This is a genomic window from Paenibacillus sp. JT31N11, assembly GCF_056269285.1.
On the sequence record NZ_JBWDNQ010000002.1, the window covers coordinates 694,898 to 711,641 of the forward strand.

A 16,744-nucleotide genomic window follows, 5' to 3' on the forward strand; every position below is an offset into this window, starting at 1 on the left:
CCGTTCCCGTCCGTTAGAAGATGGACAAGAAGAAACGCTGCGCCGCGTTTTGCGGCGCAGCATCCCACACAAAAATATCAGAAAAGTATACTCATGAAGATTATACTTTTTCTGATACAAGAAAGAAACGGCTGTCGCCGCCAATTGGCGGGAAAGTTCGTTTCAGGAAGAAAAGGCTGCGCCGTCCGGCTCGGATGGCGCTCCGCTTAATGTCTTAAGATTTTTTGTCGTCGACGACTTCATAGTCGGCATCTACGACATTGTCTTTGCCTCTATCCACGCCGGCAGCATCGGCTTGAGGGCCTTCAGCGCCCTGCTCGGCCTGAGCAGCCTGCTCATACAGCTTCACGGACAGCTGCTGAACAATTTCCGTCAAGGCTTCGGCAGCTGCGGTAATCTCTTCAAGATTGTCGCCTGCGATCGCCGTTTTCACTTTCTCTTTGGCTTCGTTTGCTTTCTCAATCTCGCCGGCATCTACTTTATCGCCCAGATCCTTGATCGTTTTGTCAACGGAATAAACAAGCTGGTCCGCATTGTTCTTCGCTTCGACAAGCTCGCGGCGTTTGCGGTCTTCATCCGCGTTCAGCTCGGCATCCTTCATCATGCGCTCAATTTCTTCGTCGGACAAACCGCTAGAAGAAGTGATCGTAATTTTTTGGCTTTTGCCTGTGCCTTTATCCAAAGCGGATACGTTAACGATACCGTTGGCGTCAATGTCAAAAGTAACCTCGATTTGCGGTACGCCGCGCGGCGCAAGAGGAATATCGCCAAGTGTGAAGCGTCCCAGCGTTTTATTGCCTGCCGCCATTTCCCGTTCGCCCTGCAGGACATGGATCTCAACGCTAGGCTGGTTATCCGCGTAGGTCGAGTATACTTGTGATTTGCTGGTCGGAATGGTCGTGTTGCGGTCGATCATTTTGGTAAACACGCCGCCTGCCGTTTCGATACCCAATGACAATGGGGTAACGTCGAGGAGGACAACGTCTTTCACATCGCCTGTCAGTACGCCGGCTTGAACGGCAGCGCCGAGGGCAACAACCTCATCCGGATTAACGCCTTTATGCGGCTCTTTGCCGATCAGTTTTTTGATTGCTTCCTGTACCGCAGGAATACGTGTCGAACCGCCGACAAGCACGACTTTATCGATGTCGCTTGCGCTCATTCCGGCATCCTTCAAGGCTTGACGGGTTGGGCCGAGCGTGCGCTCAACAAGAGCGGAAGAAAGCTCATCGAATTTGGCGCGGGTCAGGTTCATCTCCAAATGCTGGGGAACGCCGTCCGCCATCGTAATAAACGGGAGCGAAATGGATGAAGCTACTGTACCGGAAAGCTCTTTTTTCGCTTTTTCCGCCGCATCTTTCAGACGCTGCACAGCTGCTTTATCTTTGGAAAGATCCACGCCCTGCTCTTTTTTGAATTCCGATACCAGATAATCAATGATGACCTGGTCGAAGTCATCTCCGCCCAAATGGTTGTCTCCGCTTGTCGCTTTAACCTCGAAGAAGCCATCGCCCAATTCAAGGATGGATACGTCGAACGTACCGCCGCCAAGGTCATAAACGAGAATGGTGTGATCTTCAGTTTTCTCAAGACCGTAGGCAAGAGCGGCTGCGGTTGGCTCATTGATGATGCGGAGCACTTCAAGACCGGCGATTTTACCTGCATCCTTCGTAGCTTGACGCTGGCTGTCATTGAAATAGGCTGGCACCGTGATAACGGCTTGGCTGACAGATTGGCCGAGGTAAGCTTCGGCATCGGATTTCAGCTTCTGCAGGATGATAGCCGAAATCTCTTGGGGCGAGTAATCTTTGCTATCAACCGTTTCTTTGTGATTTGTGCCAATATGGCGTTTGATGGAGCTGATTGTACGGTCAGGGTTGGTGATGGATTGACGCTTTGCAGCCTCGCCCACAACACGTTCTCCGTCTTTCTTGAAGCCGACAACCGAAGGGGTTGTACGGTTGCCTTCCGGATTTGGAATAACGACAGCCTCGCCGCCTTCCATAACGGCTACGCAGGAATTTGTGGTTCCAAGGTCGATACCAATGACTTTACTCATAATAGAAATCCTCCTAAATTGTTATGTTTTATAGTCAGCTGTTGTCCTAACTGCTTACTTTAACCATAGCGGGACGCAGCACTTTATCCTTCAGTATATATCCTTTTTGGACTTCTTCGACAATAATGCCTTCTTCATGCTCTTCCGATTCCACCTGCATAATCGCCTGATGGAATTCCGGATTGAAGGGTTCGCCGACGACTTCCATCGGTTTCAGGCCTTCCTGCTCCAGAACCTGCTGAAATTGACGGAAGATCATGTCCACGCCTTTAGCGAACGACTCCACGTCACCGCCGCCTTGTCCGGCTTCAATGGCACGGCCGAAGTTGTCGACAACGGGCAGCAGCTGCCCGATCAGCTTCATGGAAGCATACGCGCCAAGCTCTTCCTTCTCCTTAATCGTCCGGCGGCGGAAATTATCAAAATCCGCTTGAGCCCGCAGATAACGCTGCTGATGCTCTTCCACCTGCTTCTGAAGCTCCTCATATCGCGGATCTGCCTGCGTTTCTTCAACAGAATCGACTGTTTCGGCTTCTGCCGCATCTTCAGCCTCTGCCTGCTCCTGAGTATCCAATTTCTCTTCCGAAGCGCCAGTCACTTCATGTTTATGATCTTCATCAGTATGTTGTTCATTCACACTCACGGGCCGCTTCACCTCCTTAAATATGCTTTACTTATACCAGCGACCGAGAAGCACGGCCATGTCCTTGGACAAAATATCGATCAAGCTGATCACTTTCCCGTAATCCATCCGGGTAGGACCAAGAATGCCGATCGTTCCAAGCGACTGGCCGTCAACGGAATAGTTCGCCGTGATCAAACTGCAGTTGTTAATCGCTTCATGTGCGTTTTCAGTACCAATCCTGACTTGAATGCCGCTTGGCAAAGCCGTGAACATCCGCATCAGGGTGGGAGTCTGCTCGAACAGATCAAGCAGCGTCTTCACCTTGTCAACATCCTTGAACTCCGGCTGCGTCAGCATGTTGGTCGTCCCGCTAAGAAAAACGCGGTTGTCTTCATCGTTCATCAGCGCTTCGTCTAGAATGCCCAGCAGCCGCTCACATCCATCCACATAACGGCCGAGCTCCTGCCCGACCTCCGAGTAAATCCTGGATTTCAGCCGCGAAATCGGCACACCGATAAGCTTATGGTTCAAAACATTAACCGCATGCTCCATCTCTTCCATGCTCATATCAGCAGGAAGCGAAACCGTCCGGTTCTCGACATGTCCGGTATTCGTCACAACAATTGCAACTGCCGTATCCGAGCTGAGCGGAACGAGCTGAAAATGTTTGAGCGAATTCGTAAACGTCTCCGGTCCCAGAACAATAGACGTATAATTCGTCAGATTGGAAAGGATCATCGCAGCATGCTGGATGATTTCTTCCATTTGGTTCATTTTTTCCGCAAAAAACGAGCGCACTGTGCTTAAATCCTGTTCATTGACCTCGCCCAGCCTGACGAGATGGTCAACGTAATAACGATAGCCCTTGGTAGAAGGGATACGGCCAGCCGATGTATGGGGCTGCTCCAAAAATCCGAGCTCTTCCAGATCGGCCATCTCGTTGCGAATCGTAGCAGGACTGTAGCCGACATCGCCGCGTTTGGAAATACTGCGGGAGCCTACAGGTTCTGCAGAACGAATGTAATCATCAATTATTGCGCTAAGTATCATTCTTTGCCGCTCTGTAAGCATCGCAGCACCTCCTGTGGTTTTGCAGAGCAAAACGATGTTATTGCCATTGTTGAATGCAATTTCTCAACCTCGTTAGCACTCGTTATCGTTGAGTGCTAATCATTAATACAAAAATACCAAACCAACTTGCCTATTGTCAAGTCAGTTCAGCATTTTCAGGACTGCTATTTCATCGCAAGCATGCTGCTTGGCGCAATGTACACAGTCTTTCCATACTTTTTCGGGAAAAATTTCTTTATCCACGATTTTGAAGCCGTTTTTCTGGAAGAAGGTGACTTCATACGTCAGTGCCATGACTTTGGTGATGTGCTGATTTCTGGCTTCTTCAATAAGGAAGTCTACAAGCTTGCTTCCAATACCGAGCCCCTTATAGCCTTCGGAGATGCCGAGTGAACGTATCTCCACGAGATCCGTTCCGAGCTTGCAGAGCGATCCGCAGCCCACCACTTCCCCGTCCACCTCTGCGACTATAAAAGTATCAATCTGACGCTGCAGCACCTCTTTCGAGCGCGGCAGCATGATCCCCTTCTGGGCATAACCCGCAATCAGATCAGCCAATGTGCCTGCGTCTTCCATAGTTGCCTTTCTGCATACCGCTTGTGCTTGCATCGCTTTTCGCCTCCACCCGGGTGTTCCATTAAATCGGATAATACGAATAAATATACACTACTACGCATAACTGTACAAGAAAAATTTATGGACATCTTCCCGCCGGGAAATTTCTATACAGAGTCTATGATAAAAGGATCGTTAAATAGCAAAAAGACACCAGTGATGGTGCCTTCCTGCCGGCTTTCAAAAAATCAATGATCACCTACCCTGAGCAAATTGCAGGGTCAATCGACTACAGCCTCATCCTTTGTTCCTATAAATGCGGCAAAAACTTCATTGCCCAGCGGCAATCCTTTGCCGGAAAGCTTATATCCCTGAGGGCTGCCGGCTGCTGCTCCGGTTATTTCCAGCAGTCCGTTCTCAAGCAGCGGCGCAAGCTCCGGTCCGAATTCTGCTGCAATGGTACGGCCGGGGAATTGAGCCGCAAAATCAGATTCGCTCACACCCTCCAGCAAACGAAGCCCAACCATCATAAAGTCTTCCATCGCCTCATAATCGCTGACTCTGTTCGTTTCGAGACGCGGCAATCTGACGCCCGCAGCATCGATATATGGCTGTACCCCTTTAATATTCATATGCCGCTCGCCGCGGGCATAACCATGGGCGCCGGCACCCAGTCCGTAATAGAGCTCGTTGCGCCAGTAGGTTGTATTATGCCTGCTCTCGAAGCCCGGCTTGGCAAAATTGCTGATCTCATAATGATGAAAACCCGCACCCTTCAGCTTCTCGATAAGCAGCATATACATCGCCAGCTCATCATCCTCCGGAGGAAGCGGCAGCTCGTTGCGCTCGTACATGGCATGAAACAGCGTATTCTCCTCCACCTTCAGGCCATACAGCGAATAATGCGGCAGCTCAAGCGCCAGCGCACGGTCTACGCTCTCAGAGAGCAGCTGCACCGTCTGCCCGGGCAGACCGAACATCAGGTCGATGGACAGGTTGTCAAAGCCGGCAGCGCGCGCATTCTCGATGCTGCGGTATACATCCTCCACATTATGAATCCGTCCGATCCGCTCCAGCAAGCCATTGTCGAAGGATTGCACGCCAAAGCTGATGCGGTTGACGCCGCCCGCCCGCATAGCAGCCAGCTTGTCGGGATCGGTTGTCCCAGGATTGGCCTCCATGGTGAACTCAAGATCGCCATGCAGCGGAAAATGCCGTTTCACAGAGGACAGAAAACGTTCCATCTGGACCGGATTAAGCACGGTTGGCGTTCCGCCGCCGACAAAAACCGTGCGGATTTCCTGCGGCGGCAGCGCCGCGGCAGTCAGCTCCATCTCGTGTTCAAGCGCAGTCAGATAATCATCGACGGGCTGTCCTTTAAGCACGTAGGAGTTGAAATCGCAGTAAAAGCATTTGTTTGTGCAGAAAGGGATATGAATATAAAGCGCGTTCGGCGCAATGTTCAACATTTAGATTACCTCCAATTAAAACCCGGCCCTTGCGTAAGCAGCCTTGTACCTTAACCACAGCCGTGATTTCGGAAAGCAGCCCCTAACCTTCCGCCTGCTTCCCGGGCAGTCAAAATAATTGCTCTATAAGTCGAAAAGGGAGCACTTGGCTCCCTCTCATCTGCTCTCCCGTGACTGAACCGCAAGCCGGATTAATCATCGATCTTGAGGACAGCCATAAAGGCTTCCTGCGGCACTTCCACACTGCCTACCTGCTTCATCCGCTTCTTGCCTTCCTTCTGCTTCTCCAGCAGCTTGCGCTTCCGGCTGATGTCGCCGCCGTAGCACTTGGCAAGAACGTTTTTGCGCATGGCCTTGACGGTCTCTCGGGCAATGACCTTTGTACCGATGGATGCCTGAATCGGCACCTCGAACATTTGGCGCGGAATAAGCTCTTTCAGCTTCTCGCATATTACCCGTCCGCGGTTATAGGCGCGGTCGCGGTGTACAATGACAGACAATGCGTCAACCTGCTCATTATTAAGCATGATCTCCATTTTGACCAGTTTGGATTGACGGTAGCCCGACAGTTCATAATCAAAGGATGCGTAGCCCTTCGTGCTCGATTTGAGCTGGTCGAAGAAATCATAAACGATTTCCGACAGCGGCACGTTATAACTGATGGTCACGCGGTTGGTGTCCAAATATTCCATATTGATGAACTCGCCGCGTTTGTTCTGGCACAGCTCCATGATGGCGCCGACATAATCGTTTGGCACAATAATGGCCGCCTTGACATACGGCTCTTCCACGAAATCGATTTTGCCGATCTCAGGTAAATTGGACGGGTTGTCGATCTCGATCACCGATCCGTCGGTCAGCGTTACGCGGTACACAACGCTCGGAGCCGTCGTAATCAACGGAATATTGAATTCCCGCTCGATCCGCTCCTGAATAATCTCCATGTGCAGCAAGCCCAGGAAGCCGCAGCGGAAGCCGAAACCAAGCGCTGTTGACGACTCCGCCTCATAGCGCAGGGAAGCATCATTAAGCTCCAGCTTCTCCAGCGCATCCCGCAGATCATTGTAATCCTGTGTTTCGATCGGGTACAACCCGCAGAATACCATGGGATTGATCCGGCGGTAGCCCGGAAGCGGCTCGAGCGCCGGCTTCTTCGCATCGGTAACCGTGTCGCCGACCCGGGTGTCCTTCACATTCTTGATACCGGCGACAATGAATCCGACATCGCCTACAGCAAGCTCCGATACGATCGCCATACGCGGCATGAATGCGCCCACTTCAATAACTTCAAACTCGGCGCCGGTAGCCATGAAGCGGATTTTGTTGCCTGCCTTGATGCTGCCGTCAACGACACGGACATAGACGATTACGCCTTTGTAAGCATCATAGTGGGAATCGAATATCAACGCTTTGAGCGGATTATCCGGTTCGCCGTTTGGCGAAGGCATCTTCTTGACCACCTGCTCCAATATCTCCTTGATTCCGATTCCCGACTTGGCCGAGGCCAATACCGCATCGCTCGTATCAAGGCCGATTACATCCTCGATCTCCTGCTTAACCCGTTCCGGCTCAGCGCTGGGCAAATCAATCTTGTTGATAACCGGTACGATCTCAAGGTTGTTGTCAAGCGCCAGATACACGTTTGCCAGCGTCTGCGCTTCAATACCCTGTGCTGCATCGACCACGAGCAGCGCGCCCTCGCATGCCGCCAGACTGCGGGATACCTCGTATGTAAAATCGACGTGTCCCGGCGTATCGATCAAATTCAAGATGTATTCTTCGCCGTCATCTGCCTTGTAGCCCAGACGAACAGCCTGCAATTTAATGGTAATCCCGCGTTCCCGCTCCAAATCCATCTGGTCAAGCACCTGGGCCTGCATCTCCCTGGAGGTCAAAGCGCCGGTATATTCCAATATCCGGTCCGCCAAGGTCGATTTGCCATGATCGATATGAGCAATGATTGAAAAATTTCGAATCTTCTTTTGTCGGTCACGTACGTCCGCCATGCCTAACCCCCACAAAATGCCTAATTGCTAATCATTCTTATTATTATATCAGTTCGGGGGTGTGTCATCAATCGGTAACGGATTCAAAAAACGAAACGATCATTCGAATCCCCTTGCTCGAGACGGATTGCAGCATCCCGGCTGTTCCGTCAGCCAGCTTGTTCACGCCCGAATCGCTCGTCAGCTCGGGAACGCCTGGCAGCCGCTCGTTCTCATAAGCCGCCTGCAGCCGTCTCTGCGCCTCAAGCTGGCGCTGCTCCTCAAGCTTCACCCAGTCTGTCTCTCTGCCGTGCTGGGCGTCAATAATCCGCCGTGGGCCGCCTGACGCGGCAGATCCTCCATCCACAGAGTCAGCAGGGCCAGCTGGGTTGGAATATCCTTCATCTTCCGCTGCCGGATCCGGATAAACCGGCAGCGCTTCCTCCGTCGTCAGCGGCCCGTTGATGCGCTCGATTCCGCTTGACGCGATATCAATGCCGAACATCACAACCAGAGCCACGACACCGCCAACCACGACCATTTTCAGAGAATGACTGCGCATATCGACTCCCCCTTATCTTTTTCATATCCTTACAGTCCTGCACCCAGGTTCGTGTTGACCTTCTCCGCATTCCAATATATTTCGGTGATCACCTTGGCTAGCGCATCGATCGTCCGGTAAGATTCCTCCAGCGTGTTGTCGACACCGCCAACTTCGATCAATACACTGTCAGGGGAAACCGACTGGTTATATTCCCCGTTTCCGCTTGCCGTCGTTTTGCCCCAGATCCCCCTTGATATGCCGGGATAGCGGCTTTCCAAGGCTTCGTGAATTTCGCCTGCGAACGCTTCATTCTTCCGCCAGTCGGGATTCGCGTGGCCGATGATAAAAAATACCTGGGCGTAGGATTTTCCGCCGATGGTTGTCGTGGTTTCTTTGCGGTGCTGGGAGTCCCTGTGGATGTCAAAGAAAAATTTCAAATCCTTATTGACGGCCAACGCCTCGGTCACCGTTTTTTTCGAATATTTATAGGATAGGGCCCAATTGTAATTTTTAATCGCTGTCACGTAATCTTCTGATGAATGAAGAGCGCCAATACCATTCGCCTGAAGCTTATCCGCAAGACGCTTGCCAAGCAGCGTGATGTTGGTTGTAGAGGATTCCGCAGTCTTGGTGCTTTTCACCTCGGGAAACCAGGATTCGCGGCTGTGCGAATGATAGATAAAAACGACATTCCGTCCTCCCGTTGTAGGCTGCGCGCTGTTGTCCCCGCTGACCTGGCCATCTTCCCCGCTTCCGCTCTGTCCAGACGTTCCACCGCTGTCCGGCGCTGCCTGCCCGTTCCCCGCGGTCTCGCTGCCGCTGTCTGAATCAACCGTCCCGCCGCTTCCCGGGTCGGGGTCCGCTGTCAAGTCTTCATCCGGCCCCGGATCAGGGCGGCCTGATTCATCCACCCGGTGCCCGTCATCCACCGCTGACTGCCCTCCCTCCGGCAGCGGCTCATGGTCCTCCGGCTCCACGGCTGTATCCGCGCTTGATCCGCCTCTAAGCAGGACAGCATCATCGCCGTTCATGCCGGGATATTCGGAGGCAAGCAGGCTTTTCGGATCGGAAGGATTAACATCAGTCAGCAGACGCACCAGGAAGGAGCTCATCTGCCTGCCTGATATGGTGGAAGTATTCGTCCCTTGATCGCTGCCTGGCATTTCCATTGCAAGCATATCCGCAAAAGTTCCGCTTGAAACAGCTGCAGCGAACCCTTTCATGGAAGAAACCGGCGACTTGGCCGTCTTCGCCTGCACAATTGCGCCAATTCCGATAACAATCACGAGAATCATCGATCCAATAGACAATATGGCGAATGTTCGGCCGGCAACAAGCAGATTGCGAAGCCGCATGCTGCCTCTTCCCAGATTCCACGTTACAATAACTCGTCTCATAGGTTTAGTTCCTCCCAAGTAAAATCTTCGTCAACAGCCCACTATCACCATATGAGAGGAAAACATTTCATAGAACCGGAATTTGGTAGAGTAAGACAAGAATGATTCAGAAGTTACTAGTTTGATAGGCTGAAAGAAAGATTGAACAACGCAAAAAGTCCCTGCAGTCAGACAGCAGGGATTATGTCCGGTAAGTCAGTGCGTATAGGCGGCGACATTGCTTTTATCCACCGCTTCATGAAGAGCGGCATTCAGCCCGCTGGCAACAATATTGGCAATATCCTCAATAAACTGGTCAATCTCCTTGGGAGTCACGAGCAGATCGTAGCCAAGCGGTCCAAGCGCTTCACGCACAAGCTGGAGACGTTCATTCTCAGGCATCTGATTGATCAAGCCGAAGATCTTGTCCGTATTTCCATTCTGCGCCTTGATATGATTGCGCATGAGCTCGATGGTATTGTTGACGATGGTAGACGCATACACAACAGTCGGCACTCCTATCGCTATTACGGGAACGCCCAAAATTTCCTTGGTCAGCCCGCGGCGCTTGTTGCCGATCCCGGAGCCGGGATGGACGCCGGTATCAGCGATCTGAATAGTGGTGTTCACGCGGTCCAGCGCTTTGGATGCCAGCGCATCGATCGCAATGATAAGATCCGGCTTGGAGCGGTCGATGATACCCTGTACGATATCGCTCGATTCAATGCCCGTTACGCCCAGCACTCCGGGCGCCACGGCGCTGACGCAGCGGTAGCCGGGAGCCACCTGTTCGGGCATAAGCTCATAATAATGGCGGGTTACAAGGGAATTCTCCACTACCAGGGGACCAAGTGCATCCGGCGTTACGTTCCAGTTGCCCAGTCCTACGATGAGCACATTGGCGGACTTGCCAATGCCGATACGGTCCAGAAATCCCGCGAATTCCTGAGCAAATTTGGTGGCAACGCGATCCTGCAGCGCAGTGTCCTGCTTGCGCAGATCCGGGACTTCGAAGGTGACGTAATGACCCATCATTTTGCCAAGCGCCGCCGAGCCTTCCTCAGTGGTGATTTCCAGTCTTGTGATCGTAATTCCGTCATCCTCCGTGGTATCGGTCAGAACCCCCGGAATGGGTCCGTTTCCGCCCGCTTCCGCATGTTCCTTGGCCTCCAAGGCCAAGTCAATGGTCGTATTAAACTGCTGCAGATCAAGATCTCCCATCGTATCTGTGCGCTCCCTCCAGAATCGTTTTCCTTAGTTTGCGGTTGAAGGGTGCGAATTATGCGGATAAGAAGGGAATTGCTGTTGCTTTGCTCCATCCGGACAGTATTGCTTTTTGGGCATGTGCGTGGTAAAATATTTCAAGTTGTGTTGTTAACAAGGGGTTTCTTTTTTTACAGGAGGTGAATGCAATGCCAAACATTAAATCAGCTGTGAAACGCGTTAAAACAAGCGAGAGACGTCGCGCTTTGAACGCTTCGCAAAAATCCGCGCTCCGCACGGCCGTTAAAGCTGCTGATCTAGCTGTTGTCGCTACTGATGTGGATGCTGCCAAAGCAGCTCTTCAACTAGCTACAAAAAAGCTCGACAAAGCGGTTACTAAAGGTCTGATTCATAAAAATGCGGCTTCCCGCAAAAAGTCTCGTCTGGCGAAAAAGCTTAACGCTCTTTCGGCTCAAGCCTAATACACACAAAAAGAAACTAACCTTGCCGGCAAGGTTAGTTTCTTTTTGTGTACCTGAATAGATACCTACAGCTCCTAAAAAGCAAAATCCCTGCTCACCGCATAATTCCGTCGGCAGGGATTTTTTCGCGGGCTGTTTCCTTATGCGGTCAGCGACAGCAGGAATAATTCGAGACCCAGCGTTTTTTCGATCTTCCCCGTTTTCATCTTATAATCCAGCTCTGCCAGTCGATCCAGATGGCCGCCAAGCGACTTGACTGAGAAAATCCTGGCCTTCTCGGCGGCAAGCTTGACCGCGTAAGGGTGGAGTCCCAGCTGTCCGGCCATCTGCTGGGGAGAATACTGATGCTGGGCAAGCTCCTTGATCTGCAGCATAATGCGAAGCTGGCGGGCAATGAGCGCCGCAATCTTGATCGGCTCCTCCTTGCGGAGCAGCAGCTCGCCGTAGAGCTTGAGCGCTTTATCCACCTTCAGCGTGGCCATGGCATCGATGAGGGCAAATACATCCTCCTCCACCGTAGAAGCGATCAGCGTCTCCACCTCGCTTACATCAATGGTTCCTCCTGGTCCCGCATGAAGACAAAGCTTGTCCACTTCATGGGCAAGCTGCTGCATATTCGTTCCGGCTCGGGCAAGGAGCAGCTCCGCCGCTTCCTTCTTCAGAATCCGGCCCTGCTCCTCTGCCCGCTTGATCGTCCACTGCTGCAGCTCGCTCTCCTGCAGCTCCTGAAATGGAATAAGCGCATTTTGTTCCTTCAGCAGCTTTACGACCTTGCGCCGCTCATCCAGCTTCTCAGCCATCACCTGGAATACCACCACGCTGCTTTCGCAGGGCTGCTGCAAATAAGCGAGCAGCCGCTCGGTCTTATGCTCAATCTTGCCTTCCTTGCCCTGCGCCGCTGCCAGCACGGACTGATCCCGGATAATGACAAGCTTGCGGGAAGCAAAGAACGGCAGCGTATCCGCTTCAGCGACGGCTTCTTCAATTGAAGTCTCCGAGGTATCAAATTTGACAATGCCAAGCTCACGCTCATCTCGCGGCAGCAGCAGCTCCGTCAGCACCCCGATAAACTGCCCCATCCGGTATCTGTCCTTCCCATAGATCACGTAAACCGAAGAAAATTGACCGGATTTCCACTGCTTCATCGCCTCTTTGACATCCATTTCTGTTCACTCCCTATGTATACTTGGAAGAAGCAACAGCAACAAAGGGATGAAGTCATCTGCGACTTCACCCCTTTGTCCCTAAACATCTATATAAACATCCGCAGGTCGGTCGGCCCATGGTACCGTCTGTGGATGGTCATACGACGTTAAGGTTCCGCACTGTGACGGTTGTCGTATCCTGCATTATACGCTAACATCACACCATGTGTGCAGATTCGGCAGCAATTAATTGGTCTTGAGCTTCTCGGACGAGGCTGCCAGATCGACGACATACTCCTGCTTCTTGCCGTCGGCGGCAGTCGACTCATATGTGATTGTCTTGCTGTCCGAAGACCATTTCAGGTTGGCGATGCCATCCCTTTTTGCTCCTTGAAAAATCATCTCATTATCAGCTGTGTTAAAGATTTTCAATACTTTATCGACCACAGCCGCGTTGTAAAGTTTGTCAGGCGAGAGGGCTTGCGGATCCTGTGAAGAGAGAATCTGATTACGAAGCGTATCCTCGCCTTCCGGGGCCTGCATGTCTGCCGTCGGAGCCGGCGGGTCTGCGGGCGCATCCGCCGCTCCCCCGGCATTTCCGCTGCCCGATTCACTATACAGTGACTGTCCCTGGCTATTACCGGGATCATTGGATGGTGCGGCTCCGTCCTCTCCGTCCGCCGGCGAACCTGTTCCTGCGATATCCTTGGATGCCGGGTTCTCCTGGGTTTGCATATTATTTGCGATCGGGGGCGAATCGCTAGACCCCCCGCCTGCTTGACTATTTGCGGCATTGTCTTTCGCATCGGCATTGTTGCCGGATACACGCACTTCATCATCTGCCTTGGGCGTGTTGCTCTCTTGAGCGCTCTCATCCACAGTCGTTTTGCGGCTCGCCGTATCGGCTGATGAAGTATCAGCGGTCATCGTACCGGAGTTCGCCGAATCGTTCAGGCTATTGGTGCCCTCAAACGGATTCGTGATGAAGATCAGGCCGACCACGATTCCTGCGGCAATAACGCCTCCCATAATACGTGTCGAAAACCGGCTTTTGCGTCTCTCCTGCGATCGGCCGCCCTGCACGCGTCTTGGTGCAGGCGCTTCTTGTTCCTCATCCTGAGAAGGATCAGCTGCAAGCTCGGCGCTTTGAACGGTCTGCAGCTCAAGCAGTCTGGGCATAATCGCATCAACCAGGCTGTAGCTCGGGGTTACCTTGGGAAGATTATCGAGTCCGGCGGATAGCAGCTTTAATTTTTCGAACACCGCTGTGCATTCGGGGCAATGCCGCGTATGAGTCATCAAGATTTCGGTTTCCCGATCATCAAGGTCCCCATCCAGCTCTCGTTGCATATATTCCATCACCTCTTGACAATTCATCCTCGGACACCACCTTTCTGATAATCATGGAGGTACGTTTGCAGCTGCTGTCTTGCCCGGAATAAATAGGATTTGACTGTATTTAGTGGCAGGTCTAAAGAATCGGCAATTTCATTGTAAGAAAAATCCTGTAAGTACCTTAAAACCACAACTGCCCGATGATGCTCCGGAAGCTTGTCTATAGCTCTGCGGATATCCTGCACCGCATAACTGGACAGCACTTCCTCTTCAACGGAATGCGAATCGGAAAACACCATTTCGTGTTCCTCGATCGACACAGTTGGTTTGTTGCGTCTGAACTTGTCGATACAAATATTTGTTACAATCCGCTGCACCCATGTTTTGAACTGCGCCTTCTCCTCGTAGGATCCAATTTTGGTATAAACGCGGATAAGCGCCTCCTGGGCCGCATCCATCGCATCCTGCTCGTTGTTTAATATATAGTAGGCTGTCCGGTAAACATGATTTTCAATCTCTCGCAATAGAGATATAAGAGCGTCGCCATCGCCGGCTTGGGCCGCTTTAATTAGGCCGGGCTCTACCACGGAGGATCCCCCTCTCTTGCAACCTTTAGACGTAAAGGAAGTTGATAATGTTGCATTATTCAATCATTAAATCTTTAAACAAATTTTAGAATTATTATCATAAGAACGATTTGCACTGATTTTAAGAATATCAGAAAAGCAAAGTGCCGTATAGCCTTGCGGGATGAGCCTAAATTAGGATATTTTGCAGGTGTAAACACTCTCTTGGCCATAAATAAAAATAAGAGCCGCAAAACCATGCATCAACGCACGTTTTTGCGGCTCTTGCCTGCAAGATGAATCTTAACTCTTTTTCCGTAAGATTAATGAAACGGAAACGGGTTAATATTCATTGCTTAAATCAACAACACTTGCAGCAGGCTGAATGCCCTGCACATACTGCTTCAAATTTTCAATAAATATCGCAATGACGCGTTCCGTATAAAAATTGGTACTGCCTGCATGATGAGGGGTTACAATAACATTGTCCATCGTCCAGAAGGGATGATCGGCCGGCAGCGGCTCCTGCTCGAATACATCAAGGCCCGCTCCGGCAAGTTTCTTGTTTCGCAGAGCGTCAAGCAATGCCTCGGTATCTGTCGTTTTGCCCCGGCCTATATTAATGTAGAAAGCCGTATTCTTCATCGCCGCGAACTGTTCTTTGCCGAGGATGTGTTCCGTTTCCCGCGTATGAGGCAGGCAGTTAACGATATAGTCGCTTTGCTCCAATACCTCAAGCAGCCCCTCGCTGCCGTACATCCGGTCGACCCACTGCTCCGGAAGGCCGGATCTGCGGACCCCCAGCACTTTCATGTTAAAGGCTTTAGCCAGCTTTGCCGTCTCAAGTCCAATGGCGCCTACGCCCAAAATTCCCATCGTACGCCCATGAGCCTCCCCCATCTCGCCCGTGTTCATCCAGCTGCTCCTGGTTTGATTTCGGATAGCTGTGTGGAGATGGCGGGTGAAGGACAGCAGCATGGCAAAAATCGTTTCCGATATCGGATTCGGATGGACGCCGCTTGCGTTTGTTAAAGCAATACCGAGCTCCCTGAATTTACCCAGCGGCAGACGTTCGACGCCAGCCCCCCAGTTCTGTACCCATTTCAAATGAGAAGGACCCGAGACGACAAGCTTTTCCACCAACGAATTCCAGCCCAAAACAATTTCAGCATCAGGCAGATGCTGTGCAGCGAATGCTCTGTCATGGCCTTCGATAAGCTCCCATCCCGGAGCGGCTTCCCTTATTTGATCGGCAAACCTCGGTTCAAGCGGATGAACGACAACGATTTTCCCCATGTATGCTCCACCTCTCTCTTCAAGCGAATAGAAAAACTGACCGTTCGGGACTTCATAAAAAAAGAGACTCCTGAACCAGCTCCTTCTCGGTCTGATCCATAGCCCCTGCCTTTCTTCATTTCTACCGGAAGAAATAATAGTTAACCAAATCGTACCATTGCCTGCTGAGAGCTGTCAAATAATAGAGCGGCGTGCGATTTTTGATCTGGCGGCCCGATTATTGAGTCGCCGAATTCCTTTCTCTGCCAAATAAAAGAACCGCACAGCCATGGGGCCGTGCGGCATCTACTGCTGTTTCTCCTGAAGCAAACCTGTCCTATCTTACTTGACCGCTGCCGGTTTGGCCTGCGCTTGCAGAAGGCTGCGCAAGTCTGCAGTACCCACCACCAGATGAATAGCGTCCATTGTCCGGAGCGACCCCGACAGAATTCCGGCCAACCGGCCATATTGATCGATCAAAGGTCCGCCGGACATTCCGCTGACGACCTGGGCGGAAGTCAGAATGACAGATCTCCCGTTGATCTTCGCGGCCGGAGAATTGACAACGCCTTCTGTAATAATCGGCGTCTGCTTCAGCGGGTAACCGATCGCAAATACTTTTTCCCCCTGCAATACAGCCGGATTCCTGATCTCAAGTGCGGCGTAAGCCGCTTCCTTGCCGGCCGGGAGCGGCAATTTCAGAACCGCCGCATCCGTCAATTCGTCATAGCGAAGCACCTTGATACCCGTCACTATGCGTCCGTCGTTGAAGATTCCCTCCAGCTTGTCCGCATCGGCTACGACATGGTACGCTGTCGCTGCAGTTCCGTCCGGGGAAATCATAACGCCGGTACCGGTATTCTTCAATACGCCATTCTTGCCCAAGGCGCGGATATAGAACACCGCATCTTGAGTGTTTGCATAGATTTCCTGCGCATTATAGCTCACAGGTGTGTCCCCGTAAACCTTCCGGTCGGGTTGAGTGTCCGTATAGAAGCCGATGCCGGCCAATAACGAAAAGAATAAGAACAAGGCCAGCAGTTTCCGTTTCATC

Annotated in this window: 15 protein-coding genes; 1 reads left to right on the forward strand and 14 read right to left on the reverse strand. The window is 51.8% G+C overall.

Translation table 11 applies throughout. The features are described 5' to 3' along the window. Window positions 1-214: 214 nt before the first annotated feature. From dnaK to gpr, 9 genes are all read right to left on the reverse strand, one after another. Window positions 215-2,059: a molecular chaperone DnaK gene (dnaK, locus tag AC0YNV_RS11400; protein WP_475768193.1), complete on the reverse strand. Its 1,845-nt coding sequence runs from the start codon at window positions 2,057-2,059 to the stop codon at window positions 215-217. 46 nt (window positions 2,060-2,105) lie between these two features. Next, window positions 2,106-2,702, reverse strand: a complete 597-nt coding sequence (gene grpE / locus AC0YNV_RS11405) for a nucleotide exchange factor GrpE (protein WP_475768194.1) — start codon at window positions 2,700-2,702, stop codon at window positions 2,106-2,108. A gap of 27 nt (window positions 2,703-2,729) precedes the next feature. Further along, complete coding sequence (hrcA, locus tag AC0YNV_RS11410) at window positions 2,730-3,755, reverse strand: heat-inducible transcriptional repressor HrcA (protein ID WP_475768195.1); 1,026 nt, start codon at window positions 3,753-3,755, stop codon at window positions 2,730-2,732. Window positions 3,756-3,896: 141 nt separating this feature from the next. Then, entirely contained in the window at window positions 3,897-4,364 is a 468-nt protein-coding gene (locus AC0YNV_RS11415) for an N-acetyltransferase (RefSeq protein WP_475768196.1), read from the reverse strand. 227 nt (window positions 4,365-4,591) lie between these two features. Next, the gene (gene hemW, locus AC0YNV_RS11420; RefSeq protein WP_475768197.1) at window positions 4,592-5,779 is read right to left on the reverse strand and encodes a radical SAM family heme chaperone HemW; all 1,188 of its coding nucleotides are present in this window, start codon (window positions 5,777-5,779) and stop codon (window positions 4,592-4,594) included. A gap of 191 nt (window positions 5,780-5,970) precedes the next feature. Further along, entirely contained in the window at window positions 5,971-7,785 is a 1,815-nt protein-coding gene (gene lepA / locus AC0YNV_RS11425) for a translation elongation factor 4 (RefSeq protein ID WP_475768198.1), read from the reverse strand. Window positions 7,786-7,852: 67 nt separating this feature from the next. Continuing rightward, window positions 7,853-8,326: a hypothetical protein gene (locus AC0YNV_RS11430; RefSeq protein ID WP_475768199.1), complete on the reverse strand. Its 474-nt coding sequence runs from the start codon at window positions 8,324-8,326 to the stop codon at window positions 7,853-7,855. Between the two features lie 29 nt (window positions 8,327-8,355). Further along, window positions 8,356-9,705: a stage II sporulation protein P gene (spoIIP, locus tag AC0YNV_RS11435; protein WP_475768200.1), complete on the reverse strand. Its 1,350-nt coding sequence runs from the start codon at window positions 9,703-9,705 to the stop codon at window positions 8,356-8,358. A 195-nt stretch (window positions 9,706-9,900) separates the two neighbouring features. Then, window positions 9,901-10,905, reverse strand: coding sequence for a GPR endopeptidase (gene gpr / locus AC0YNV_RS11440; RefSeq protein WP_475768201.1), 1,005 nt, complete (start codon window positions 10,903-10,905; stop codon window positions 9,901-9,903). Window positions 10,906-11,096: 191 nt separating this feature from the next. Here gpr and rpsT point away from each other — a divergent pair, with 191 nt between their 5' ends. Further along, window positions 11,097-11,369, forward strand: a complete 273-nt coding sequence (gene rpsT, locus AC0YNV_RS11445; protein ID WP_210037735.1) for a 30S ribosomal protein S20 — start codon at window positions 11,097-11,099, stop codon at window positions 11,367-11,369. Window positions 11,370-11,509: 140 nt separating this feature from the next. On the opposite strand, the gene holA is transcribed toward rpsT, so the two are convergent. From holA to AC0YNV_RS11470, 5 genes are all read right to left on the reverse strand, one after another. Then, window positions 11,510-12,532: a DNA polymerase III subunit delta gene (gene holA / locus AC0YNV_RS11450; protein ID WP_475768202.1), complete on the reverse strand. Its 1,023-nt coding sequence runs from the start codon at window positions 12,530-12,532 to the stop codon at window positions 11,510-11,512. A 228-nt stretch (window positions 12,533-12,760) separates the two neighbouring features. Then, entirely contained in the window at window positions 12,761-13,891 is a 1,131-nt protein-coding gene (locus AC0YNV_RS11455; RefSeq protein ID WP_475768203.1) for an anti-sigma factor family protein, read from the reverse strand. Next, window positions 13,888-14,436, reverse strand: coding sequence for an RNA polymerase sigma factor (locus tag AC0YNV_RS11460; RefSeq protein ID WP_210037738.1), 549 nt, complete (start codon window positions 14,434-14,436; stop codon window positions 13,888-13,890). The genes AC0YNV_RS11455 and AC0YNV_RS11460 overlap by 4 nt, the downstream gene beginning before the upstream one ends. Before the next feature lie 321 nt (window positions 14,437-14,757). After that, window positions 14,758-15,711 carry a D-2-hydroxyacid dehydrogenase gene (locus AC0YNV_RS11465; RefSeq protein WP_475768204.1) on the reverse strand — a complete coding sequence of 318 codons (954 nt, stop codon included), beginning with the start codon at window positions 15,709-15,711 and terminating at the stop codon, window positions 14,758-14,760. A gap of 321 nt (window positions 15,712-16,032) precedes the next feature. After that, window positions 16,033-16,743: a S1 family peptidase gene (locus AC0YNV_RS11470; protein ID WP_475768205.1), complete on the reverse strand. Its 711-nt coding sequence runs from the start codon at window positions 16,741-16,743 to the stop codon at window positions 16,033-16,035. Between the last annotated feature and the right edge of the window lies 1 nt (window position 16,744).

What these genes read in the sequence shown, in the direction of transcription:
- AC0YNV_RS11455 (WP_475768203.1), bottom strand. Translation starts at nt 13,891, where the DNA reads ATGAATTGTCAAGAGGTGATGGAATATATGCAACGAGAGCTGGATGGG.
- rpsT (WP_210037735.1), top strand. Translation starts at nt 11,097, where the DNA reads ATGCCAAACATTAAATCAGCTGTGAAACGCGTTAAAACAAGCGAGAGA.
- hemW (WP_475768197.1), bottom strand. Translation starts at nt 5,779, where the DNA reads ATGTTGAACATTGCGCCGAACGCGCTTTATATTCATATCCCTTTCTGC.
- AC0YNV_RS11470 (WP_475768205.1), bottom strand. Translation starts at nt 16,743, where the DNA reads ATGAAACGGAAACTGCTGGCCTTGTTCTTATTCTTTTCGTTATTGGCC.
- dnaK (WP_475768193.1), bottom strand. Translation starts at nt 2,059, where the DNA reads ATGAGTAAAGTCATTGGTATCGACCTTGGAACCACAAATTCCTGCGTA.
- holA (WP_475768202.1), bottom strand. Translation starts at nt 12,532, where the DNA reads ATGGATGTCAAAGAGGCGATGAAGCAGTGGAAATCCGGTCAATTTTCT.
- AC0YNV_RS11430 (WP_475768199.1), bottom strand. Translation starts at nt 8,326, where the DNA reads ATGCGCAGTCATTCTCTGAAAATGGTCGTGGTTGGCGGTGTCGTGGCT.
- hrcA (WP_475768195.1), bottom strand. Translation starts at nt 3,755, where the DNA reads ATGCTTACAGAGCGGCAAAGAATGATACTTAGCGCAATAATTGATGAT.
- AC0YNV_RS11415 (WP_475768196.1), bottom strand. Translation starts at nt 4,364, where the DNA reads ATGCAAGCACAAGCGGTATGCAGAAAGGCAACTATGGAAGACGCAGGC.
- gpr (WP_475768201.1), bottom strand. Translation starts at nt 10,905, where the DNA reads ATGGGAGATCTTGATCTGCAGCAGTTTAATACGACCATTGACTTGGCC.
- lepA (WP_475768198.1), bottom strand. Translation starts at nt 7,785, where the DNA reads ATGGCGGACGTACGTGACCGACAAAAGAAGATTCGAAATTTTTCAATC.
- spoIIP (WP_475768200.1), bottom strand. Translation starts at nt 9,705, where the DNA reads ATGAGACGAGTTATTGTAACGTGGAATCTGGGAAGAGGCAGCATGCGG.
- AC0YNV_RS11465 (WP_475768204.1), bottom strand. Translation starts at nt 15,711, where the DNA reads ATGGGGAAAATCGTTGTCGTTCATCCGCTTGAACCGAGGTTTGCCGAT.